The sequence below is a fragment of the Blautia stercoris genome (assembly GCF_054657695.1).
In genome coordinates this window covers 833,262-857,552 of sequence record NZ_BAAHYF010000001.1, presented here as the reverse complement: position 1 = coordinate 857,552, position 24,291 = coordinate 833,262, and the positions used below count along the sequence as shown (strand labels likewise).

At 38.3% G+C, this 24,291-nt stretch carries 23 protein-coding genes and 1 tRNA gene; 23 read left to right on the top strand and 1 reads right to left on the bottom strand.

The window, feature by feature from the left end; all coding sequences use genetic code 11:
- The first annotated feature begins 117 nt into the window (after nucleotides 1-117).
- From yajC to ACYQ2D_RS04090, 19 genes are all read left to right on the top strand, one after another.
- Entirely contained in the window at nucleotides 118-438 is a 321-nt protein-coding gene (yajC, locus tag ACYQ2D_RS04180) for a preprotein translocase subunit YajC (protein WP_459784733.1), read from the top strand.
- 153 nt (nucleotides 439-591) lie between these two features.
- Nucleotides 592-1,260 (top strand): L-serine ammonia-lyase, iron-sulfur-dependent subunit beta, encoded by a 669-nt coding sequence (sdaAB, locus tag ACYQ2D_RS04175; protein WP_444139183.1) that lies wholly within the window; start codon nucleotides 592-594, stop codon nucleotides 1,258-1,260.
- A 19-nt stretch (nucleotides 1,261-1,279) separates the two neighbouring features.
- A complete protein-coding gene (gene sdaAA / locus ACYQ2D_RS04170; protein WP_459785304.1) occupies nucleotides 1,280-2,161 on the top strand; it encodes an L-serine ammonia-lyase, iron-sulfur-dependent, subunit alpha in 882 nt (293 codons plus the stop codon).
- A gap of 143 nt (nucleotides 2,162-2,304) precedes the next feature.
- On the top strand, nucleotides 2,305-3,390 hold the full coding sequence (leuB, locus tag ACYQ2D_RS04165) for a 3-isopropylmalate dehydrogenase (protein WP_022303602.1): 1,086 nt from the start codon (nucleotides 2,305-2,307) through the stop codon (nucleotides 3,388-3,390).
- 31 nt (nucleotides 3,391-3,421) lie between these two features.
- Nucleotides 3,422-5,089: a dihydroxy-acid dehydratase gene (ilvD, locus tag ACYQ2D_RS04160; RefSeq protein ID WP_022303601.1), complete on the top strand. Its 1,668-nt coding sequence runs from the start codon at nucleotides 3,422-3,424 to the stop codon at nucleotides 5,087-5,089.
- Between the two features lie 23 nt (nucleotides 5,090-5,112).
- The gene (ilvB, locus tag ACYQ2D_RS04155; protein ID WP_459784732.1) at nucleotides 5,113-6,798 is read left to right on the top strand and encodes a biosynthetic-type acetolactate synthase large subunit; all 1,686 of its coding nucleotides are present in this window, start codon (nucleotides 5,113-5,115) and stop codon (nucleotides 6,796-6,798) included.
- A 157-nt stretch (nucleotides 6,799-6,955) separates the two neighbouring features.
- Nucleotides 6,956-8,038 carry a 3-phosphoserine/phosphohydroxythreonine transaminase gene (serC, locus tag ACYQ2D_RS04150; RefSeq protein ID WP_022303599.1) on the top strand — a complete coding sequence of 361 codons (1,083 nt, stop codon included), beginning with the start codon at nucleotides 6,956-6,958 and terminating at the stop codon, nucleotides 8,036-8,038.
- A gap of 2 nt (nucleotides 8,039-8,040) precedes the next feature.
- Nucleotides 8,041-9,204 (top strand): phosphoglycerate dehydrogenase, encoded by a 1,164-nt coding sequence (locus ACYQ2D_RS04145; RefSeq protein ID WP_117456671.1) that lies wholly within the window; start codon nucleotides 8,041-8,043, stop codon nucleotides 9,202-9,204.
- 87 nt (nucleotides 9,205-9,291) lie between these two features.
- On the top strand, nucleotides 9,292-10,530 hold the full coding sequence (locus ACYQ2D_RS04140) for a DUF1015 domain-containing protein (RefSeq protein ID WP_187558116.1): 1,239 nt from the start codon (nucleotides 9,292-9,294) through the stop codon (nucleotides 10,528-10,530).
- 112 nt (nucleotides 10,531-10,642) lie between these two features.
- Nucleotides 10,643-13,213, top strand: a complete 2,571-nt coding sequence (glgB, locus tag ACYQ2D_RS04135; RefSeq protein ID WP_459784731.1) for a 1,4-alpha-glucan branching protein GlgB — start codon at nucleotides 10,643-10,645, stop codon at nucleotides 13,211-13,213.
- An 11-nt stretch (nucleotides 13,214-13,224) separates the two neighbouring features.
- The gene (locus tag ACYQ2D_RS04130) at nucleotides 13,225-14,076 is read left to right on the top strand and encodes a mechanosensitive ion channel family protein (RefSeq protein ID WP_117456674.1); all 852 of its coding nucleotides are present in this window, start codon (nucleotides 13,225-13,227) and stop codon (nucleotides 14,074-14,076) included.
- Nucleotides 14,077-14,189: 113 nt separating this feature from the next.
- Complete coding sequence (locus tag ACYQ2D_RS04125; RefSeq protein ID WP_117456675.1) at nucleotides 14,190-14,855, top strand: GerMN domain-containing protein; 666 nt, start codon at nucleotides 14,190-14,192, stop codon at nucleotides 14,853-14,855.
- 194 nt (nucleotides 14,856-15,049) lie between these two features.
- Complete coding sequence (bilS, locus tag ACYQ2D_RS04120; RefSeq protein ID WP_117456676.1) at nucleotides 15,050-15,559, top strand: flavodoxin family protein BilS; 510 nt, start codon at nucleotides 15,050-15,052, stop codon at nucleotides 15,557-15,559.
- Nucleotides 15,560-15,577: 18 nt separating this feature from the next.
- A complete protein-coding gene (locus tag ACYQ2D_RS04115; RefSeq protein ID WP_117456677.1) occupies nucleotides 15,578-15,985 on the top strand; it encodes a TFIIB-type zinc ribbon-containing protein in 408 nt (135 codons plus the stop codon).
- Between the two features lie 54 nt (nucleotides 15,986-16,039).
- Nucleotides 16,040-16,112 (top strand) — tRNA-Thr (locus tag ACYQ2D_RS04110).
- Between the two features lie 128 nt (nucleotides 16,113-16,240).
- The gene (locus tag ACYQ2D_RS04105; protein WP_459784729.1) at nucleotides 16,241-16,459 is read left to right on the top strand and encodes a hypothetical protein; all 219 of its coding nucleotides are present in this window, start codon (nucleotides 16,241-16,243) and stop codon (nucleotides 16,457-16,459) included.
- Entirely contained in the window at nucleotides 16,371-17,174 is an 804-nt protein-coding gene (locus ACYQ2D_RS04100) for a leucine-rich repeat protein (RefSeq protein WP_459784728.1), read from the top strand. The genes ACYQ2D_RS04105 and ACYQ2D_RS04100 overlap by 89 nt, the downstream gene beginning before the upstream one ends.
- Nucleotides 17,175-17,195: 21 nt before the next feature.
- Nucleotides 17,196-18,581 (top strand): vWA domain-containing protein, encoded by a 1,386-nt coding sequence (locus tag ACYQ2D_RS04095; RefSeq protein ID WP_459784727.1) that lies wholly within the window; start codon nucleotides 17,196-17,198, stop codon nucleotides 18,579-18,581.
- Complete coding sequence (locus ACYQ2D_RS04090; protein ID WP_459784726.1) at nucleotides 18,571-20,097, top strand: ATP-binding protein; 1,527 nt, start codon at nucleotides 18,571-18,573, stop codon at nucleotides 20,095-20,097. Before ACYQ2D_RS04095 ends, ACYQ2D_RS04090 begins: the two co-directional genes overlap by 11 nt.
- Nucleotides 20,098-20,154: 57 nt before the next feature.
- On the opposite strand, the gene ACYQ2D_RS04085 is transcribed toward ACYQ2D_RS04090, so the two are convergent.
- Nucleotides 20,155-20,802: a tetratricopeptide repeat protein gene (locus ACYQ2D_RS04085; protein ID WP_022303588.1), complete on the bottom strand. Its 648-nt coding sequence runs from the start codon at nucleotides 20,800-20,802 to the stop codon at nucleotides 20,155-20,157.
- A gap of 179 nt (nucleotides 20,803-20,981) precedes the next feature.
- On the opposite strand from ACYQ2D_RS04085, the gene ACYQ2D_RS04080 reads away from it, so the two are divergent.
- The 4 genes from ACYQ2D_RS04080 (at nucleotide 20,982) to ACYQ2D_RS04065 (ending at nucleotide 24,291) form a co-directional block, all read left to right on the top strand.
- Complete coding sequence (locus tag ACYQ2D_RS04080) at nucleotides 20,982-21,917, top strand: alanine-tRNA synthetase second additional domain-containing protein (protein WP_372554187.1); 936 nt, start codon at nucleotides 20,982-20,984, stop codon at nucleotides 21,915-21,917.
- Between the two features lie 63 nt (nucleotides 21,918-21,980).
- Complete coding sequence (locus ACYQ2D_RS04075; RefSeq protein ID WP_459784723.1) at nucleotides 21,981-22,721, top strand: zinc metallopeptidase; 741 nt, start codon at nucleotides 21,981-21,983, stop codon at nucleotides 22,719-22,721.
- Between the two features lie 24 nt (nucleotides 22,722-22,745).
- On the top strand, nucleotides 22,746-22,928 hold the full coding sequence (locus ACYQ2D_RS04070) for a hypothetical protein (RefSeq protein ID WP_022303586.1): 183 nt from the start codon (nucleotides 22,746-22,748) through the stop codon (nucleotides 22,926-22,928).
- Nucleotides 22,929-23,295: 367 nt separating this feature from the next.
- Nucleotides 23,296-24,291, top strand: coding sequence for a 2-hydroxyacid dehydrogenase (locus ACYQ2D_RS04065; protein ID WP_117456684.1), 996 nt, complete (start codon nucleotides 23,296-23,298; stop codon nucleotides 24,289-24,291).

The window sequence follows — 24,291 nt, the reverse complement described above, 5'->3', positions numbered from 1 at the left end:
AGTCTTTGATAGAAAAACGAAAAATAAAAAATCTATGAAAAAGAACAAAAAGGCTTGAAGTCACGCATAAAATTGTGTATTATGGTAATAACGTTCAAATAGGCAGGAGGAACTAAAATGTTTTTAGCACAGGCAAGTGCAAGTGGAACAGGAGCAATGGCATCCATGTTAATACCGCTTGTTATATTTTTTGTTTTGATGTATTTCATGATTATGAGACCTCAGAAGAAAGAACAGCAGAGAGTCAGTTCTATGTTATCTTCTATGGAAGTAGGAGACAGCGTGGTAACAACCAGCGGTTTTTACGGAACTCTGATTGATATTACAGAGGAAGATGTAATCGTAGAATTCGGAAACAACAAAAACTGCAGAATTCCGATGAGAAAAGCGGCAATCGCGGAAGTAGAAAAAGCAAGCGATGGAATCGTAGAAAAATAAAACGGAAAAACAAAAATAGAAACAAAAAAACAGAAACAGATGTTACGGGCTTTTAGCAGGTGGCATCTGTTTTTTTAAATTCATAGGAAATTTCGTCCTGTGAATTCAAAAAAACATTAAAAATTCATTCTGTCTTAAAAAGGAGAAGAGGTTATGGCATTTATCAGTTTATTCGAAGTAATCGGACCAAACATGGTAGGTCCGTCGAGTTCACATACAGCGGGGGCGGTTTCTATGGCACTGCTTGCAAGGAAATTATTTCCGGCGGAAATCAAAAAAGTTGAGTTTACGTTGTATGGTTCTTTTGCAAAAACATATCGGGGACATGGAACAGACCGTGCACTGCTTGGGGGAATTATGGGATTTGAGACAGATGATTTGAGAATTCGGGATTCTCTTTCAATCGCAAAAGAACGAAATCTGGACTATCATTTTTCAATTGGACAGGATACAGGAGAAGAACACCCAAATACAGCAGATATTGATATGACAGGGGTAAATGGAGAACGGCTTTTTGTAAGAGGCGTATCCATTGGAGGGGGAAAAGTAAAAATTGTACGTTTAAATCAGATTGATGTGGACTTTACAGGAGAATACAGTACCTTAATTATTAGTCAGACAGACCGTCCGGGAGTTGTAGCGCATATTACAAAAGTGCTTAGCGAAAGAGAAGTAAATATTGCATTTATGCGTCTGTTTCGGGAAGAAAAAGGTGCAAAAGCATTTACAGTTGTAGAGTCAGATGAGAGAATTCCGGATGAGGTTGTGGAACGGATACGGGAAAATCCTCTGGTTTCGGATGTTATGCTGGTACAGATTTAAGAAGAGGCAGGAGAGAATGATGGATTTTAATTATGCAGGAGAGTTGTTAAAATTATGTGAGGAAACAAAACTTCCGATATCCGAGGTGATGAAACGGCGTGAAATGGATTTTTCTTCTATGACAGCACAGGAAGTTGAAGAAAAGATGAGAAAGTCGCTGGAAATTATGAAGACGGCGGCAAAAGAGCCTTTGGAAAATGAAAAACCGTCGATGGGAGGACTCATCGGAGGAGAAGCGAAATTATTATTTTCACAAAAAGGAAAAGAGAAAGATATCTGTGGAGATGTCGTGTTAAAAGCAATTACTTATGCGATGGCAGTTTTAGAAGTAAATGCCTCAATGGGTGTGATTGTTGCAGCACCGACGGCAGGTTCAGCAGGAGTCATTCCAGGGGTATTTCTTGCCTTAAAAGAAGAAAAAGCATTGTCAGATGAAATCTTATTAAAAGGTCTGTATACTGCAGGTGCAGTGGGATATCTGCTTATGAGAAATGCATCCGTAGCAGGTGCGGAGGCAGGCTGTCAGGCAGAAGTCGGTGCTGCAAGTGCAATGGCGGCAGCAGGTGTAGTAGAAATGTTTGGCGGAACACCAAAGCAGTGTCTGGACGCAGGCTCTCTGGCACTTTCTAATCTGTTAGGTCTGGTCTGTGACCCGATTGCAGGACTTGTGGAAGCACCCTGCCAGAACCGAAACAGTATTGGAGCGACGAATGCATTAATCTGTGCACAGCAGGCATTAGCAGGAATGAAAGCCCTGATTCCATTTGATGAAATGGTAGAAGCGATGTATCATGTAGGAAGAAGCCTGCCATTTGAACTGCGGGAAAGTGCACTTGGTGGGTGTGCGGGAACAAAGACGGGATGTCAGAAAACCTGTGAAATCTTCCGGAAAAATGAATAAAAATGCATAAAAAAAAGAAGTGTTATAGCTTATATAACGAAAAAGAATAGCCAAACACTTTATTATGCCTTGAAATAAAGCCCAAAAAGGATTATCATATTTAGATAAAAAGTGACAAAATTTCTGGAAGGGAGAGAGAACTCATGAATTATAATATTGCACTTATTTCAGGAGATGGCATTGGTCCTGAGATCGTAGCAGAAGCAAAAAAAGTACTCGATAAAGTGTGTGAAGTATACGGACATACTTTTTCATATAAAGAGGTTTTATTAGGAGGAGCATCCATTGATGCTCATGGTGTACCGCTTACAGAAGAAGCAATTGCCGATGCAAAGGCTTCGGATGCAGTTTTGATGGGTTCTATCGGAGGAGATGCAAAAACTTCCCCATGGTACAAATTAGAGCCATCCAAACGTCCGGAGGCAGGTCTTTTAGCAATCAGAAAAGCCCTGAATTTATTTGCAAACTTAAGACCGGCTTATCTGTACAATGAATTGAAGGGAGCCTGCCCGTTAAAAGAAGAAGTAATCGGTGATGGATTTGATATGATTATCGTTCGTGAACTGACAGGCGGTCTGTATTTTGGAGACAGAAAGACTTATGAAGAAAATGGTGTACAGACAGCAGTAGATACCCTTTCTTATAATGAAAATGAAATCCGCAGAATTGCAGTCAAGGCGTTTGATATTGCAATGAAGAGAAAGAAAAAAGTGACAAGTGTGGATAAAGCAAATGTGCTGGATTCTTCCAGACTTTGGAGAAAAGTAGTAGAAGAAGTGGCAAAAGATTATCCGGAAGTTACATTGGAGCACATGCTGGTTGATAACTGCGCAATGCAGTTAGTACATAATCCAGCTCAGTTTGATGTGATTTTGACAGAAAACATGTTTGGAGATATCTTATCTGATGAAGCAAGTATGGTAACAGGTTCTATCGGTATGCTTTCTTCTGCAAGTTTAAATGAAACCAAATTTGGTTTATATGAACCAAGCCACGGTTCTGCACCGGATATTGCGGGAAAAGGAATTGCAAATCCGCTGGCTACCATTTTATCCGCAGCAATGATGCTTCGTTTCTCTCTGGACTTAGACAAAGAAGCCGATGCAATTGAATCCGCTGTTCAGAGCGTTTTAACAGAAGGATACCGTACTGTAGATATCATGCAGGATGGAATGAAACAGGTAGGGACGGCAGAGATGGGCGATTTAATTGCAGGACATATCGCATAAAAGTATCGTATCAAGAAAGGATGTTAAGAAAATGAAAAGTGATGCAGTAAGAACAGGCATGCAGCAGGCACCTCATCGTTCCCTGTTTAATGCTCTTGGAATGACAAAAGAAGAGATGTCAAAACCGTTAGTAGGTATTGTAAGCTCTTATAATGAAATTGTACCAGGTCATATGAATCTGGATAAAATTGTAAACGCAGTAAAACTTGGAGTTGCCATGGCAGGCGGTACTCCGGTTGTATTTCCGGCAATTGCAGTCTGTGATGGAATTGCAATGGGACATATCGGTATGAAATACTCTCTTGTAACAAGAGATTTGATTGCAGATTCTACAGAAGCGATGGCTCTGGCTCATCAGTTTGATGCCCTTGTTATGGTGCCAAACTGTGATAAAAACGTACCGGGTCTTTTAATGGCAGCAGCAAGAATCAATGTACCGACTGTTTTTGTAAGTGGCGGTCCAATGTTAGCTGGTCATGTAAAAGGACAAAAAAGAAGTCTTTCTTCCATGTTCGAGGCAGTTGGTTCTTACAGCGCAGGTACAATGACTGCAGAAGATGTAGAAGAATTTGAAAATAAAGTATGCCCGACCTGTGGTTCCTGTTCTGGCATGTATACTGCAAACAGTATGAACTGCCTGACAGAAGTATTGGGTATGGGATTAAAAGGAAACGGAACGATTCCGGCTGTTTATTCTGAAAGAATTAAACTTGCAAAACATGCAGGTATGCAGGTAATGGAAATGTACCGCAGAAATATCCGCCCACGTGATATTATGACAAAAGATGCAATCATGAATGCGTTAACAGTTGATATGGCGCTTGGATGTTCTACGAATAGTATGTTGCATCTTCCGGCAATTGCACACGAAATCGGATTTGATTTTGATATTACATTTGCAAATGGTGTCAGTGCGAAAACACCAAACCTCTGTCATTTGGCACCGGCAGGTTCTACTTATATGGAAGACTTAAACGAAGCAGGCGGTGTTTACGCTGTTATGAACGAGCTGGCTAAGAAAGATTTATTAAATCTGGATTGTATGACAGTAACCGGAAAGACAGTAGGAGAAAATATCAAAAACTGTGTTAACTTAAATCCGGAAGTCATCCGTCCAATCGACAATCCATACAGCCAGACAGGTGGACTTGCTGTTCTGACAGGAAACCTTGCTCCGGATGGTGGTGTTGTAAAACGTTCTGCAGTTTGTGAAGAAATGATGGTTCATGAAGGACCGGCAAGAGTATTTGACTGTGAAGAAGATGCTATCGCAGCAATTAAAGGCGGAAAGATTGTAGCAGGAGATGTTGTAGTTATCCGTTATGAAGGACCAAAAGGCGGTCCGGGTATGAGAGAAATGTTAAATCCAACTTCTGCAATTGCAGGTATGGGTCTTGGTTCAAGCGTTGCTTTAATTACAGATGGACGTTTCTCAGGTGCCTCAAGGGGTGCATCCATTGGGCATATTTCTCCGGAAGCAGCAGTAGGCGGACCAATTGCACTGGTAGAAGAAGGTGATTTAATCCGTATCAATATTCCGGAAACAAAACTGGAATTAGTGGTATCAGATGAAGAGCTGGAGAGAAGAAGAGCAAACTGGCAGCCGAGAGAGCCAAAAGTAACAACTGGATATCTGGCTCGTTATGCTTCTATGGTTACAAGCGGAAACCGTGGTGCGGTTCTGGAAATAAAGAAATAAAAAAACGTTGGGAGGGCTTCGAGATGCAGTTGACAGGATCAGAGATTGTAATCGAATGTTTAAAAGAGCAGGGTGTGGATACCGTATTTGGATATCCAGGCGGAACCATTTTAAATATTTATGATGAATTGTATAAACACAGTGATGAAATCCATCATATTTTAACATCCCATGAGCAGGGTGCTGCGCATGCAGCGGATGGATATGCACGTTCAACCGGAAAAGTAGGCGTCTGTTTTGCAACCAGTGGACCAGGAGCAACCAATCTGGTAACAGGTATTGCGACCGCATTTATGGATTCTGTTCCGGTTGTTGCAGTAACTTGTAATGTAGGTGTTCCGCTTCTTGGAAAAGACAGTTTCCAGGAAGTAGATATTGCAGGTGTGGTAATGCCGATTACAAAACACAGCTTTATCGTAAAAGATGTTACAAAACTTGCAAAAACACTCAGACGTGCGTTTGCGATTGCAAAAAGTGGCAGACCAGGACCGGTCCTGGTCGACATTACAAAAGATGTAACAGCTGCAAAAACTGAATATACACAGGTTGAGCCAAAAGAAATCAAACCGTTTGTCTCTGAAATTAAAGAAGAAGATTTAGAAAAAGCGGTTGAGATGATTCAGGAAGCAAAACGTCCATTTATCTTTGTAGGTGGAGGTGCAGTGGCTGCCAATGCATGGAAAGAAGTTCGTGAACTGGCACATAAGATTCAGGCACCGGTTACAGATTCTTTAATGGGAAAAGGTGTCTTTGACGGCGAAGATGAACTTTATACTGGTATGCTGGGTATGCATGGAACAAAGGCATCCAATCTTGGTGTGACCAAATGTGATTTGTTGATTACGATTGGTGCAAGATTCAGCGACCGTGTAACCGGAAATACAAGAAACTTTGCAAGAAACGCAAAGGTACTTCAGATTGATGTAGATGCAACCGAAATCAATAAAAATATTTTAGTAGACTGTAGTGTTTTAGGAGACGCAAAAGTAATTCTTCAGAAATTAAATGAAAAAATATCTGAAAAAGAGCATAAAGAATGGATAGAAACCATAGAAGAATTAAAAGAAAAATATCCGCTTCGCTATAATCAGGAAGGTCTGACCGGCCCGGCAGTCATTGAAGAATTATATCGTCAGACGAAGGGAGACGCTATTATTGTAACAGAAGTTGGTCAGCATCAGATGTGGGCTGCACAGTATTATAAATATAAAATGCCGAGAAGATTTTTATCTTCCGGTGGACTTGGAACAATGGGATATGGACTTGGAGCAGCAATCGGTGCAAAAACTGCAAATCCGGATAAAGTTGTCATCAATGTAGCCGGAGACGGATGTTTCCGAATGAATATGAATGAAATTGCAACTGCGACAAGAAACAATATGCCGTTAATTCAGGTTGTCATCAATAACCATGTATTAGGAATGGTACGTCAGTGGCAGACTTTATTCTATGATCACAGATACTCAAATACAGTATTAAATGACAAAGTAGATTTTGTAAAACTGGCAGAAGCGATGGGAGCGGTAGGAATCCGTGTCACAAAAAAAGAAGAACTTGCCGATGCAATTAAAAAGGCAATTGAATTAAATACAACAGTTGTATTAGACTGCATTATTGATTCTGATGATAAAGTATTCCCAATGGTACCGGCCGGTGCAAATATTGAGGATGCATTTGATGAGGATGATTTAAGAGCAAAGAAAAAATAAAAAATAGCTGTTTTAGTCGAAAAAGAGTTTGGCTGGACAGATGGATGTCTTTGTAATAAAGACAAATGTTTATATTGACAAAAATATGTCAAAGATGTAGAATACTCTTTATACAAATAAAGAGTATTCTATTATTCTATACGGGAGGAACAAAGAAGTGAGCAGAGTGTATAATTTTTCGGCAGGACCAGCAGTTTTACCGGAAGAAGTGTTAAAAGAAGCAGCAGAAGAAATGTTAGACTACAATGGAAGCGGTATGTCCGTAATGGAGATGAGTCACCGTTCAAAAGTATTTGATGAAATTATTCAGACTGCAGAAGCGGATTTAAGAGACCTCTTAAAGATTCCGGATAATTATAAAGTACTGTTTTTACAGGGCGGTGCAAGTCAGCAGTTTGCTATGATTCCAATGAATCTGATGAAAAACAGAGTTGCAGACTATATTGTGACCGGACAGTGGGCAAAAAAAGCATGGCAGGAAGCCCAGAAATATGGAACAGCAAATAAGATTGCATCTTCAGAAGATAAAACATTTTCTTACATACCAGACTGTTCAGATCTTCCGATAAGTCCGGATGCAGACTATGTATATATCTGCGAAAATAACACAATTTATGGAACAAAATATAAAACATTACCAAATACAAAAGGAAAAATCCTTGTATCAGATGTGTCCTCCTGTTTCCTTTCTGAGCCTATGGATATAGAAAAATATGGTATTGTTTATGGTGGTGTTCAGAAAAACGTCGGACCGGCAGGTCTTGTGATTGCAATTATCCGTGAGGATTTGATTACAGAAGATGTACTTCCGGGAACTCCGACCATGTTGACTTATAAGACACATGCAGATGCAAATTCCTTATACAATACACCAAACTGCTATGGTATTTACATTTGCGGAAAAGTATTTAAATGGCTGAAAAAACAGGGCGGTCTTGAAGCAATGAAAGAACGTAATGAAAAGAAAGCAAAAGTGTTATATGATTATCTGGACAGCAGTAAATTATTTAAAGGAACAGTTGAGCCGGCTTCCCGTTCTTTAATGAATGTACCGTTTGTAACAGGAGATAAAGAACTTGATGCAAAATTTGTAAAAGAAGCAGAAGCAGCAGGACTTGTAAATTTAAAAGGTCATCGTACGGTTGGCGGTATGCGTGCAAGTATTTATAATGCAATGCCAATTGAGGGTGTGGAAGCACTGGTTGAATTTATGAAAAAATTTGAGAAGGAGAACGCATAGACATGTATAAATATCATTGCTTGAATCCAATTTCAAACGTAGGACTGGAATATTTTCCGGGAAAATATGAAAACAGTGAATCTCTTGAAGACAGCGATGTGGTACTGGTAAGAAGTGCAAATATGCATGAGATGCAGCTTCCGAAAAATGTTGTTGCAGTTGCAAGAGCCGGTGCCGGAGTTAACAATATTCCGTTAGAAGACTATGCAAAAGAAGGTGTTGTCGTATTTAATACTCCTGGTGCGAATGCAAATGGTGTAAAAGAGATGGTAATTGCAGGTATGTTACTTGCATCCAGAGATATCGTAGGTGGAATTGAATGGTTGGAAAAACAGGAAGCAACCGACGATATCGCAAAACTTGCAGAAAAGAAAAAGAAACAGTTTGCAGGCTGTGAAATCAGTGGAAAGAAACTTGGAATTATCGGTCTTGGAGCAATCGGTGTTAAAGTTGCAAATGCTGCGGTGCATCTCGGAATGGATGTTTACGGATATGACCCATTTATTTCTGTTGATGCGGCATGGAATCTTTCAAGAAGTATTCATCACATTAATGATTTAAATGTGATTTATAAAGAATGTGACTATATTACCATTCATGTACCGCTTCTGGATTCAACTAAGAAGATGATTGGTGCAGATGAAATCGCACAGATGAAAGACGGTGTGGTATTGTTAAACTTTGCAAGAGACTTGCTGGTAGATGAAGAAGCACTTGCCGAAGCATTAAAAGCAGGAAAAGTAAAGAAATATGTAACCGACTTTGCAAATCCATTAGTGGCAAGTACACCAAATACTTTAGTAACACCGCATCTTGGAGCTTCTACAGAAGAATCCGAGGATAACTGTGCAGTGATGGCTGTCAAAGAATTAATGGACTTTGTAGAAAATGGAAATATTAAACATTCTGTAAACTATCCGGATTGCAGTGCAGGAACTTGTGTGGATGTTGGAAGAGTGACGATTAATCATAAAAACATTCCAAATATGATTAGTCAGTTTACAAAAGCATTAGGTGATGCAGGAGTCAATATTTCAAATATGACAAATAAGAGTAAAGGTGATTTTGCCTATACCATGATTGATGTATCCACTCCGATTTCTTCAGAAGTGACAAAGGCATTAAAAAATATTCAGGGTGTTTATCGTGTCAGAGTGATTAAATAAAAGATAATTAAGAAAGGCAGGGCTGGCAGTTTTTTTCTGCATGGCTCTGTCTTTTTTACTTTATCCAAATTTAAGGAGAGAGGAAAAATGTCAGATATCAGACCGTTTTGTGCAGTGCGTCCAAACGAAACATTTGCATCTAAAATTGCAGCGCTGCCTTATGATGTATACACAAGAAAAGAAGCGAAAAAAGAAGTAGAAAAAAATCCATTGTCTTTTTTAAAGATTGACCGTCCAGAAACGATGTTTCCGGATGAGATGGATATGTATGCACCAAAAGTCTATCAAAAGGCTCGTAAGGTATTAGAAGAGATGATAGAAAAAGGAGAATTCATTCAAGATGAAACGCCTTGTTATTATCTTTATGAGCTGACCAGAAATGGTCACAGACAAACCGGAATCGTAGCCTGTGCTTCGATTGATGATTATTTCAATGGAACAATAAAAAAACATGAAAATACAAGAGAAGAAAAAGAACAGGATCGAATCCGTCATGTGGATACACTGGATACCCAGACGGGACCGATTTTTCTTGCCTATCGTTTGGATGCTGTTTTAAAAGAAATTATCGAGGAAACAAAGAGAAAAACTCCGGTTTATGATTTTATTTCAGAGGACAAAATTACACACAGGGTATGGGTGATTGATGAATCAGAAATGATGGAAAGAATACAACAATGTTTTGTAAAGATAAACAAAATTTATATTGCAGATGGACATCACAGGGCGGCTTCTGCAATCAAAGTTGGGTGTAAAAGAAGAAAAGAACATCCAGGTTATACAGGAGAGGAAGAATTTAATTATTTTTTATGTACTTTATTTGCAGAGGAAGAACTGGAAATCTTAGATTATAACCGTGTGGTAAAGGATTTAAATGGTCTTAGCGAAATAGAATTTTTAGAAAAAATCAAAGAAAGTTTTGAAGTGGAAGAAGCAGAGGAAAGTCCTTATGCGCCAAAACAGAAAAAAGAATTTGGGATGTATCTTGGAAAGAAATGGTATAAGCTTCAGATTAAAAAAGAGCAGGTTTCAGATGATGTAGTCGAAAGCCTGGATGTGTCTATTTTACAAAATAAATTGTTAAAACCGATTCTTGGAATCAAGGAACCAGGAAAAGACAACAGAATTATCTTTGTTGGAGGAATCCGCGGATTAAAAGAGTTGGAGCATTGTGTGGAAAATGGTTTTCAGGTGGCATTTTCAATGTATCCGACTTCTATGCAGGAACTTTTTTCTGTTGCCGATGCAGGCAGATTGATGCCACCAAAGTCAACCTGGTTTGAGCCCAAATTAAGAAGTGGTTTATTCCTTCATAAAATTGGGTAACGGTTAGTCAGAATTGAAAAAATATTCCGCTGTAAGTTTGTTTTTGTAATTTGTAGTGTTAGTTTACAATTTCACACTTTAATGTTAAAATAAACAAAAAGGAGAGTGTGTTATGTCTGATAAATTATATGAATACATGGATTGGCCTGAGATAGAGGCAGTTGTTTATTCTGAGGAGAGCGAGCCACGTAAGATTTTAGGACCTCGCGTGACAGAAGATGGAATTTTAATACAGAGTTTTTTGCCAAATGCGGTAAAAGCAAATATTATTGTAACAAAAACAAAAGAAACGTATGAAATGGTTAGGGAAGATGAAGCTGGTTATTTTGCAGTTTTAATTCCGGAAAAAGAGATTCCAAAATATAAAATCGAAATAGAAGATGAAGAAGGAAAAAAGAGTAGTTTTTATGACCCTTATGCATTTCCAAAACAGATTTCAGTCAATGAAGAACAGCAGTTTTGTGCCGGAATCAGTTATGAAATTTATAACAAATTAGGGGCACATGTAATGACAATAAATGGAATCAAAGGTGTTTACTTTGCAGTATGGGCGCCAAATGCCATGCGTGTGTCTGTCGTGGGAGATTTCAACCACTGGGATGGGAGAGCTCATCAGATGAACCGTCTTGCAGTGTCCGGCATTTTTGAATTATTTATTCCGGGAGTAAAGCCAGGTGCATTATATAAATACGAAGTAAAGGCCAAAGGTTCTCTGGTTTATTTAAAAGCGGATCCTTATGCAAATGAAGCAGAATTAAGACCGAAAAATGCATCCATAGTGGCAGATTTAAAGAGCTATAAATGGGAAGATGAAAGCTGGATGAAGAATCGAAAAGACGTCAATAATGAAGAAAAACCGATTCTCGTCTATGAAATGCATTTAGGCTCTTGGAGAAAACCGGAGGATCGGCTGTTTTATACTTACCGTGAACTTGCACCACAGGTTGCCGAGTATGTAAAAGAGATGGGATATACTCACGTGGAACTGATGCCGGTGATGGAACATCCGTTTGATGGTTCCTGGGGTTATCAGGTGACCGGATATTATGCACCGACCAGCCGTTATGGAACAAGTGAAGATTTTATGTATTTTGTGGATTATCTTCATAAACAGGGAATTGGTGTGATTTTAGACTGGGTGCCGGCACATTTTCCAAAAGATAATTTTGGACTGTCTAATTTTGATGGAACTTGTCTGTATGAGCATGCGGATCCGAGACAGGGCGTGCATCCACACTGGGGAACTTTGATTTTTAATTATGGACGTCCGCAGGTTTCCAATTTTCTGATTGCAAATGCAATGTTCTGGGCGGATAAATATCATGTAGATGGAATTCGTATGGATGCAGTTGCTTCTATGTTATATCTGGATTACGGAAAAAATGACGGAGAATGGATTCCAAATATTTACGGTGGAAATGAAAATCTGGAAGCAATTGAATTTTTAAAACATTTAAATTCTATGTTTAAGAAAAAATATCCGGATGCATTGTTAATCGCAGAAGAATCCACAGCATGGCCGAAAATTACAGGTGAACTCAATGATGAAGGACTTGGATTTGACTATAAATGGAACATGGGCTGGATGAATGATTTTATCGATTATATGAAAAAAGACCCGCTGTTTCGAGGTGGTGCACATGATGAATTGACATTCAGTATGGTATATGCTTATAGCGAAAAATTTATGCTGTGTTTGTCTCATGACGAGGTTGTACATGGAAAGGCTTCTCTTTTGATGAAAATGCCAGGAACAATGGAGGAAAAATTTGCAAATTTAAGAGTTGCTTATGGATTTATGACCGTACATCCTGGAAAGAAATTACTGTTTATGGGACAGGAATTTGCACAAGAAAGAGAATGGTCGGAAGAAAGAGGTCTTGACTGGGAACTGTTAGAGACACCGGAACATGCACAGTTTCAGGAATATGTAAAGGCATTGTGGAAATTTTACAGAGAGGCTCCTGCACTTTATGAGCTGGATGATGATCCGGATGGTTTTGAATGGATTAATCATATGGAATCTGAAAAAAATATGCTGACTTTAATCCGAAAATCAAAGAAAAAAGAAGAGACTTTGGTAATTGTCTGTAACTTCTCAGCACTGAAATATGAAAAATATCAAATGGGTGTTCCTTATGCCGGCAAATACAAAGAAGTATTTAACAGTGATGGAAAACAATTTGGTGGTACAGGAGCAGGAAATCCAAGATTAAAATCATCGAAAAAAACAGAAGCGGATGAGCGTAAAAATTCGCTTACAATTACGGTTGCACCACTTGCAATTCAGATTTTTGCGTTTAAGGAAGCGGAAGGAGAGAAAAAAGCACCGAAGAAAACAGTTCGGAAAGCACTTGAAAAGAAAATAGAAAAAGAACGGGAAAAAGAATTAAAACAGCAGGAAATTAAACTTCCAAAAGAAGAAGTAAAATCAATGCCGGAAAAATCGAAAGTAAAGCCGGAACCGAAAAAGCTTGAGGCAAAACCAGAGCCACAAAAACTGGAAGCAAAGCCGGAACCGGAAAAACTTGAGGCAAAACCAGAGCCACAAAAACTGGAAGCAAAACCGGAACCGGAAAAACTTGAGGCAAAACCAGAGCCACAAAAACTGGAAGCAAAACCGAAACCGAAAAAACTGGAGAGAAAACCAAAAAAGAGGGGAAGAACAGGAAGGAAAAAATAAGGAAATAACGTATGAAATTGGATTTATATTTAGCCCAGACAACAGAGTTGCAAAAAATAGCGAGCCGTCTGTTAGAGGGACTTCCTACCATTGAAAAATGGGTCTTTCGGGTTTTACTTTCCGTGATTGCATATTTTGTGGTCGGAAAGTTAATTAAGAAAGTCTGTAATTTCCTGAAGACGGCATTACAAACAGCAGGAGTGGAAGTTGGGGCAACCCAGTTTATCTCTTCATTTGCAAAAGCTGCAATGTATGTGGTACTTTTGATGATAATTGGAGTACAGCTTGGAATTAAGGAATCATCGCTTGTTGCAGTATTGGCATCTGCCGGTGCAGCTCTGGTACTGGCACTGCAGGGAGGTCTTTCCAACCTTGCAGGAGGGGTAATCATTCTTGTACTTCAGCCGTTTACCGTTGGAGATTATATTATTGAAAGTACAAATAAACAAGAAGGAACGGTTGTGAAAATCGATTTGTTTTATACTACTTTGACCAGTGTGGATAATAAAAGAATTATTGTTCCAAATGGTACTCTGACAGGTGCAAGCATTGTAAATGTAACTGCACAGGACAGACGAAATCTTGAGATTAAGATTATGATTTCCTATCAGGCGGATTTAATTAAGGCGAAATCTATTTTAGATAGGCTTTTAAGAGAAGATCCGACTACGATGTCAGATAAAGAAATGAAAGTATTTGTCGATGAACTGGCGGATGACGGTGTGATTATCGGATTTCGTGTATGGGTAAAAACAGAAGATTACTGGCCGACAAAATGGCGTTTAAATGAGGCAATCAAACTTGCATTTGATGAAGAAAAAATAGAAATTCCATACCCACAGTTAGATGTGCATATTAAGTAACAGGACACAAATCTGTATCTATTTTGCTATGCAGTGTTGATAGAAAATGAATACGCTGTCATGAAAAGTCTGCTGAACATAAGCGAACAAAACGTGCAGAAAGGAGCAGTCTTATGAGGAAATTTAGATTACTGCCGGTAATTGCGGTAAGTACAGTCTTGATGATGGGAATCACAGGCTGTGAAAGTACCACACAACAACCAGCAAAAGAAGAGACAAAAAAAGAAGAAACGAAAGAGGAAGAGACGAAACAGCCTGAAACATCCAAAGAAACGGATTCAGAATCAACAGAAACAAAAGATACAACAGAAGAAAAAGACGGAAAAGATTCTGAAGCAGAGAAAAAAGAAGATATTACAAAAGAAACAGAATCAGAAAAATCGCAGGAAGAACAGTTGACCTTATATTTGCCAAATGAAAATGCGGATGGCTGGAATGTTACAAAAAACCAGATAGAGCAGGTTACACCAGATATCATCATTGGACAGCTTGTAGGGGCAGGTGCAATTCCGGACAGCGTGACAGTAGTAAGTTTTGGAGAAGATCAGGGAGAAAATGGTTTGATTTTGAAACTGGATTTATCTTCTAATTTTGTAGAAGGACTTCTCAATATGGGAACGGCCGGCGAATATCTTACAATGGGAGCTGTGGTAAATAGTTTTCTTGATACTTATCAGGCAGATGGAATTGAGATAACAGCTGGTGGAAATGTGATTGAAACAGGTCATACGTCATTTGAAGGTGTGTTAAATCATTTCGATTCGAATGAAAGTCAATAATGCATAAGTTAAGATAGAGTGAGAACTGTTTTGAAATTTAAAATGATTTTTGGGGACATGGTATTTTGGATGCCATGTCCCCTTTGTTTATAGACAATTTATAATTTTTAATTGACAATACATATTATTTTGGAAATTTTCGTGGTATCATTAAACACAAGAAGAGATGAAGAGGATATGGAGTTGATCAGAGAATGAAAACACAGGTGTTGTATATGAGCAGAACTGGAAATACCGAAAAGATTGCACAGGCGATTTTTTCAGCAATTCCAGGAAAAAACAAAGATATTGCAAGGTTTGCAGGACAAACCGATTATGATATGGGAGATATTTATTTTATTGGATTTTGGACAGACAGAGGAAGTGCAAGTGTAGAAGTTTTGGATTACCTTGGTTCTTTACAGGGAAAAAAAATTGCCCTTTTTGGAACTTGTGGAATGGGAGAAAGCATTGAATATTATAGAAAAATAGAAGAACGTATCAAAGTATTTATTGAAGATGGAAATCAGTATCTGGGGTGTTTTTTATGTCAGGGAAAGATGCCGATGCAGGTGCGGGAGAAATACCTGAAAATGAGGCATCCTGGAAATGAGGGACAAATTCAGAAAATGCTGCAGAATTTTGATAAGGCACTGCTTCATCCCGACTGGAAGGATATGGAAAATGCCCAGAGATTTGTGCATAGAATATACAGTAGATTATAGAACAGGATGTGAGAAGAAATGAAAGAAAAAATTGGAAGATTTATGGCGGGAAGATATGGAAATGACAAATTAAATCAGTTTATGATGGCAGTATTTTTAGGATGCGCAGTATTAAATCTGTTTGTTCGGAATGCTTATGTTTCGACGGTTTTAAATTCATGGGAATGTTTATTGATTTTGCTGGTTTATATTCGGATGTTTTCCAGAAATATTTCAAAACGTTATGCAGAAAATCAGAAATATCTGGCATTGGAAAACCGTCTGCGTCGTTTTTTTGGACAGAAAAGATATCTGATGCAGCAGAGAAAGGAATATCATATTTATAAATGTCCAGGCTGTAAACAGAAAATCAGAATCCCGAGGGGAAAAGGTAAAATCAGTATCCGATGTCCGAAATGTGGAGAAGAATTTATCAAAAATAGTTAAAAAATAACTTGATTTTTTGTAGAAAATCTAGTACAATCATCTTTGCAGTGATAAGCTGAAATAGCTCAGTTGGTAGAGCACTTCACTCGTAATGAAGGGGTCGTGGGTTCGAGTCCCATTTTCAGCTTTTCCAAATTCAAGCTATCTGTCAAACTGGCAGGTAGCTTTTTTAATTTATTCCTTGTTCTTTTCCTGAATAAAACTTAAGGGAACTGGAAAGAGTATTTGTATGTTCTCGGGTAAAGGAGAAGAAGATTGAAAATAAGAATTATAATAGTTGCAGTGATAATCTGTTTCAGTATATCTGGGTGTGAAGCAAAAGACACAGCGCAGGACAGAGAACTGGTAAAAATCAGAACAATAGAGAAAGGGGACGAAATACAGGATGGAAAACTATGCTTTTTCTCCCTGGAAAGAGGGGAGAACACAGGAAGAGAAACAATATCTGCTACAGGCAGAGGAACTAGAGATTGAAGATGGAGTCGAAGCGATTGGAAATTATACATTTTATGGATGTAGAAATCTAAAAAGCTTAAAGTTTACCGATTCTTTGAAACAGATTGGTGGTGGTTCATTTACGGGGTGTTCAGCATTTAGAAAACTTTATGTAAAAATGAATAAAAACATGCCAAGCTGTATCAAAGATGTTGTTGCAGAAACCTTTCATGAAGTCTATGTGACAATTGAATTTCGGGAAACAGGAGAGTTTGCAAAATTAATCTTTCCGGAGTATTATGAAGAAGGTGTGGAAAATACACCGGCGAGAATTTTAGAGACACACTTTCATGGCTGCGGGTATCGTTATCGCCAGTGCTTTACAGATAAGAAAGTAGACTATCATCAATATGATTCCCTTTTTAAAGTAGCGAAGGTCTATGAAAAACAGGATATTTTAATTCCGATGGCGCTGGGAAGGCTGATGCATCCTTATGAGCTGGCGGAAGAACACGAAGCAGATTATCGGCAGTACATAACAGAAAAGCTGGAAGAGACCGGAATCTATTATTTAAAACGGGAAAACTGGCATGAGGGACTGGCTTATCTGATACAAAAGGGAGTCTCAAAAAGCGAAGAAGCGGAGCAGTTGATTACCCTTGCATCAAAAGCCGAGCATACAGAAGCAGTCAGCTTTTTGATGGAAGCAAAAAAGAAACGTTTTGGAAGAGTGAAAAAAACATTTGAATTTTAAAAGAAGAGTGATGGAACAGACATGGCAGAAAAAATAGAAAAGAGAATCGAAGAGGTATGTGAGCGCATGCTTTTTTCAGCGAGAAGTGAATTATATCTGCATCTGCGTTTTCTTGACGTAGCTTTATCGATGTTTTCTTATGCATTAGAACCGAATTTGGAGACAATCGGAAGTGACGGAAGAATCATTTATTATAATCCTGCCTATTTAGGTGGGATTTACCGACAGGGAAGAGTGATGGTAAATCGTGCTTATTTACATATTGTGTTTCACTGTATTTTTGCGCATCCATGGAAAGATACCAGAATTCGTAAAAAAAGGGCAGGTTATGAGCTTGGAATCAAAAGAGAATCCGGACAGGAAGATTTAACCGATTTATTGTGGGACATTTCCTGCGATATTGCAGTGGAACGAATGATAGATGATCTGTATCTGCATTGTATCCGAAAACCGTTATCGCCGTTTCGCAAAGAAACCTATGAGTGGCTGAAAAAAGAAAAAAGTGTGTTAAATGCGGAAAGTATTTTTTCGGCACTGGTACATCGAAAGACGGATGAAGCTCTTGCAGGGCGGTTAAAACAGGAATTTGAAGTGGATGAGCATCGTATCTGGAGGGAGCGAAATCGCCAAAATCAGAGACAGAATCCAAAAGAGGATTGGGATGATATCCGTGAAAAAATGCAGACAGAGATGGAAAGCTTTGGGGATGAGAAAGATAACGGCGCAGGGCAGAGTATGCTTGAAAAAATCAAGGCAGAAAACAGAGAACGGCATGATTATCGGCAGTTTTTAAAAAAATTTGCGGTGTTAAAAGAAGAACAGCAGATTGATGCGGATGCATTTGATTATGGCTTTTATGCGTATGGATTATCCCTATATGGAAATATGCCGCTGATTGAACCACTTGAGACAAAAGAAGTCAAAAAAGTAGAAGAGTTTATTATTGCGATTGATACGTCGATGTCCTGCTCTGGAGAGCTGGTCAAGCGTTTTTTGGAGGAAACCTGGTCAATTTTAAGAGAAACGGACAGTTTCTTTCATACTGTAAATATTCATATCATTCAGTGTGATGAAGCAGTTCGAAGAGATGATAAAATTACTTCAAAAGAAGAATTAGAAGAATATATGAAGAACCTTGAAATAGAGGGGAAGGGCGGAACGGATTTTGTGCCGGTATTTACTTATGTACAGGAGCTGCTTCGAAGAAAAGAATTTTCCAATCTTCGGGGATTGTTGTATTTTACAGATGGAAAAGGAAGGTTTCCAAAGAAAATGCCGCCTTATCAGACTGCATTTGTGCTGGTACAAAAAGAGTTTGAAGAAGTTGAAGTACCGCCATGGGCAATTCGGATTTATCAGACAGAAGAAGATGGATATGGATTAGGAGAAAAAAAGGATGAACATTAAACGAGCAAAAAATGAGATTAAAGATGCAATTGAAGCTTATCTTTTAAAGGATGAATATGGAAATTATCTGATTCCGGAAATCCGGCAAAGACCGCTTCTTCTTATGGGACCTCCGGGAATCGGAAAAACACAGATTATGGAACAGATTGCAAGAGAGGTTAAGATTAATCTGGTTTCTTATACGATTACGCATCATACCAGACAAAGTGCGGTCGGGCTTCCGTTTATCAAAGAAAAAGTGTATGATAACAAAGCGTATTCCGTTACAGAATATACGATGAGTGAGATTATTGCGTCTGTCTATGAACAGATAGAAAAGACAGGGATAAAAGAAGGAATCTTGTTTATTGATGAAATTAACTGTGTATCTGAGACGCTTGCACCGACGATGCTTCAGTTTTTACAGTGTAAGACCTTTGGAAATCAGGCGGTTCCAAAAGGCTGGGTGATTGTGGCGGCAGGAAATCCACCGGAATACAACAAATCGGTACGTGAATTTGATGTGGTTACATTAGATAGAATCCGAAGAATTGATGTAGAGGAAGACTTTCAGGTTTGGAAAGAATATGCTTATCAGGCAGGGATTCATCCGGCAATTCTGGCTTATCTTGAGATTCATAAACAGAATTTTTACCGGATGGAAACGAGTGTAGATGGACGTTTATTTGTGACAGCAAGGGGCTGGGAGGATTTATCTCAGTTTTTATATGCTTATGAACGTCTGGAAAAACGGGCAGACCGTGAAGTAATTGGACAATACCTGCAGTACTGGAAGATTGCAAAAGACTTTGCAAACTATCTGGAACTCTTTGAAAAATATAAAACAGACTATCAAATTGAAGCAGTGTTAGAAGGCAGATTTGAAAAATTTGCAATTGATAAATTAAAAATTGCTTCTTTTGATGAAAAACTCAGTGTAGTAGGATTATTAATCGGTCACCTTGGAAAAGAATTCTATACCTATTATGAGAATGATTTGTTTGTCACAGAACTGTTTGAACGGTTAAAAAAATTAAAACAGGAATTGGAAAATGATTCAGAGGAAACCGCAGGTGCAATTCTCGAAAACAGAATTACAAAAGAACAGGAACGGTTTGAGAAAAAAGAAGCTGCAAAGCAGTTAACCGTTCCACAAAGAACTGCACTGGTTCGGATGTTTGCATTTTTAAAAACTGTGCGTAATGTGGTCAAAGAGGAAGAAGAAAAAGGAACACAAAAAGAAGAAATCTTTGAAGTATTAGCCGGACTATTTAAAAAAGAGACAGAGAAGCGGGAAGAACAGATAGAACAAACATCCCAAAAATTGCAGTATGCATTTGATTTTCTGGAATTAGTCTTTGGAGAAGGACAGGAATTGGTTCTTTTTGTGACAGAATTAAATACCAATCCGTACAGTGTTTCCTTTATCAGTGAAAATGGTTGTGACAGTTATTATAAGTATAATAAAAAATTATTGTTTGAGGAAGAACAGGGCGAGATTTTAAAAGAACTGAATCAGATAGAAGAAGAGATGTAAAAACGACTCCTGCATACATAAAAGAAATGTAAATGTATGCAGGAGTTTTTTGGGGTATTATTCGATGCCGACTTCTTTATGAATTTCTTCAATTGCAAGTTTAAATCCATTTTGTGCAGCTTTCATACGCCAGGTGTCCGCTAAATCAATGTCTTTTTCAACGCCTTCTCCATAGCGATATAAGATAGAAAGATTGTACTGGGCAGCAGGGATATTTGCGTTTGCAGCTTTTTCAAAGAGCTGGAAAGCACGTTCCGGCATACATGGAACGGCCTGACCCATCAGGAAATAACTGCCCATACAGCACATTGCACGGTAGTCATTTTGTTCTGCTGCTTTTTTATACCAGTCAAATGCACGGCTGTAGTCAACAACGGTTCCGATTCCTTCTTCGTAACAGCGTGCCAGATTATATTGGGCATTTTTATCTCCGGTTTTAGCCGCTTTTTGAATATACTCCAGAGCTTTCTTTCCATTTTTTTCTACACCTTTTCCCTGTGCGTAAAACATTCCAAGATGCATCAGTGCTTCCACATGATTTTTGGAAGCTGCTTTTTCATACCATTCAGCCGCCTGCTTAAAATCTACTTCTGTGTTAATTCCATTTTCATAGTAATAGCCAACAGCATACTGCAAATCTTTCTGGCCGTTTTCAGCAAGGATTTTTAATTCATCCAGTGTAAATTCTGAGTTTTTAAGGTTCATATTTTTTCTCCAATTTCCTAAGTATTTCTTCTCTCTATTTTAAAACAATAAGAAGTAGAAAGCAATGGAATTTCTGAAAGAAACGTATTATAATAAAGACAGGTTGGGGAAAATAAAAAAGTATTCAAAAGCTGGTTTAAAATGCAGGTTTGGAATACATAGGAAAAAGGAGAAGGACTATGGTTTATAACAATGTACGACACGAATGTAATCTTTACAATTTCTTTTTTGCACCAAGGGGAAATCGTAGAATGATGGAGCTTGGGCGAAAAATTGCGCAGATGTATTTAAATCCGTTTGATAAGATCATCGGAATTATAGGGGCAAAAGACTGCGGAAAAAGTATGCTGATTAAGGGAATGTTTCCGGGAATTCAGATTGTAGAAGGTGACGACGAATTTGATTTTCAGAATATGCCGCTAATGAATGCAGAAGATGTTGGATTTTATACACCAAGAACCTTTCATGTAGATGTAAGAGCCGCGTCAAAATTTATTCCGCTTGAAAAAATTGCACAGGCAATTTTAGATGTGACAAAACAGCAGAAAAGAGTCATTGTAGAATACTTTGAGATGTTGTATCCTGTATTAAACAGAAATGCAGATTTGATGATTGGAATTGGTGAGGAAGTCATTGTAACACGTCCGTCTTTGTTTGGACCACTGCCTCAAAATATTGCCGATATTGTATATAAATCTTTGATTTATCGTAAAATGGCACACAGCGCAGAGGATTTATACGGTTATGTAGTCCGCAACATGGAGCGTCCGGATTATGTTCGTTCCGATATTCGTCATGGTTTTGTGCTGGATTACGTAGAAAAACCGATTAACTTTGATTTGGAATATATTGAAGATAAGATAAAGAGTCTGATTGCAAAGGATTTACCGATTCGCTATTATGATGAGGAACATATCAAAATCGGAGACGAAATTCTTGCATGTACCGGTCCTCTGATGCATGTGGAAAGTACCGGACAAATTGAAAATTTCTCGATGGTAAAAAAATTCTTCCATGATGCAAGATTTGGATATTATATTGTAGCGGGTACGGTTGGACACAAAGAAGAAGAAAGTGACCGCCTTAATACAATTGATATTATGACGGCAGAATAAGAATCCCAAAAGGGCAGGCAAAAACAAAACGGACAGCAGAGTAAACAGAAAAGAGGATAAAATATGATGTTATTAGCGCAGACAGATTTTTATTATGCAAACAGAGGAATGGGCTGGGGATTTGATGGAACTTATGTGCTGATTATATTGGCTTTTTTAATTTCAGCACTGGTTTCTGCAAAGATGAATGCCACATTTTCAAAGTACAGTAAAGTGCGTTCTTACTGTGGAATGACAGGAGCACAGGCAGCACAGCGCATTTTAAGCAGTGCAGGGATTTATGATGTCAGAATTGAACATGTAAGCGGAAAATTAACAGACCATTACGACCCTTCAAATAAGGTGTTACGTCTGTCTGATGCAGTCTATGGAAATACTTCCATTGCGGCAATCGGGGTTGCAGCTCATGAGTGTGGTCATGCAGTACAACACGCAAGAAATTATGTTCCGTTGTCTGTTCGTTCGGCAATTGTACCAGTTGCGAATTTTGGTTCACAGTTATCCTGGCCGTTATTTTTAGCTGGATTAATTTTTTCCTTTCGTCCACTTTTAATGATTGGAATCTTGCTGTTTTGTGCAGCACTTTTGTTTCAGATTGTGACACTGCCGGTTGAGTTTAATGCTTCTGCGCGTGCACTTCGGATGCTGGATGAGACTGGAATTATGGGCAGACAGGAAATTCGGGGAACAAAGAAAGTATTAAGAGCAGCAGCGATGACTTATGTTGCAGCAGTCATTGGCTCTTTGTTACAGCTTTTAAGACTTTTAATTTTATCAGGAGCATTTCGCAGAAGAGATGACTAAAGAGAACAAGAGGAGAAGAATAGAATGTTTGAGAGAATCGATTATATCGTAAAGCAGATTGATGGAGATTATGCTTATTTAGAAAGATTAGAAAAGCCGGAAGGACAGGAAGATGAGTTAAAATGTGTTGCGCGCGCTCTGCTTCCGCCGGAAATTATGGAAGGCAGTCATCTGGCGTATGAAATGCTTCAGTATACAATAATTTAAGAAAATCCCTGTTTTGTATTGAGTTAACCGCTTGACATTTACGAAACAGGGAAATTTTTTATGAATAAATGTTAAAAATATAACAAAAAATGCAAGCGAAATAGTCTGAAAAATTAGGCAGAACACAAAAGAAATAAATAAAATTCTTGTATAAAAAGAAATACAAGCCAAAAAAATGAATAAAAATAAGATTAGCTATACCTAACTATTGTGTAAAAAGTAGAAAAATGTTTATTTTTTAACAAACTATTGCTTTTTAAATTTAATCTTGATAGAATAAGTACGAATTAAGAAATCCGTTTTGGATATCCTAATAAGAGATTAAGAGACTACGAAAAAATGCTCAATGATGCAGGAGGAAATGACGATGAAAATTTTATTTTATGATACAAAGAGTTACGATAAAGAATCTTTTGAAAAACAGCTTGCAAACTTTCCGGAAGTGGAAATTGATTTTATGAAAACCGACCTTGCTCCAAAGACTGCACCACTGGCAAAAGGATTTGATGCGGTTTGTGCATTTGTAAGCTCTGATATCGGTACAGAGACTGTAGAAAAACTGCATGAAGCAGGGGTAAAACTGATTTTGCTTCGTTGTGCTGGATTTAACAATGTAGATTTAGAAAAAGCAGAAGAGTATGGAATCAAAGTGATGCGTGTTCCGGGTTACTCTCCGGAAGCAGTTGCAGAACATGCGATGGCACTGGCACTTGGAGTAACAAGAAGACTGCATAAGGCTTATGTAAAAGTAAGAGAAAATGATTTTAGTTTAAGTGGTCTGATGGGATTTAATTTTTATCAGAAAACAGCAGGAATTGTGGGAACCGGAAAAATCGGTGCAGCTATGGCGAGAATATGCCGTGGATTTGGTATGAATGTTATTGCTTATGATGTTTATAAAAATCCGGATCTTGATTTTGTAGAATATGTTTCTTTAGATGAGTTATTAGAGAGAAGTGATTTGATTTCCCTGCACTGCCCGCTGATGGATAACACATACCACTTGATTAATAAAGAAACCATTGCTAAAATGAAAGATGGAGTGGTACTTGTCAACACATCAAGAGGTGGTCTTGTCAAGACAGATGATTTAATTGAAGGAATCCGTGCAAGAAAATTCTTTGGTGTTGGTCTTGATGTATATGAAGAAGAGACAAAGAATGTGTTTGAGGACCGTTCCGATGAAATCCTGGAGCACTCCACAACCGCAAGACTGTTATCTTTCCCGAATGTAATGATTACTTCTCATCAGGGATTCTTTACAGAAGAAGCTCTTGCAGCAATCTCTGAGACAACACTTCAGAATGCGGTTGCTTTTGAAAAAGGAGAAAGCACAGGAAATGAAGTGGTAAAACAGGGGTAA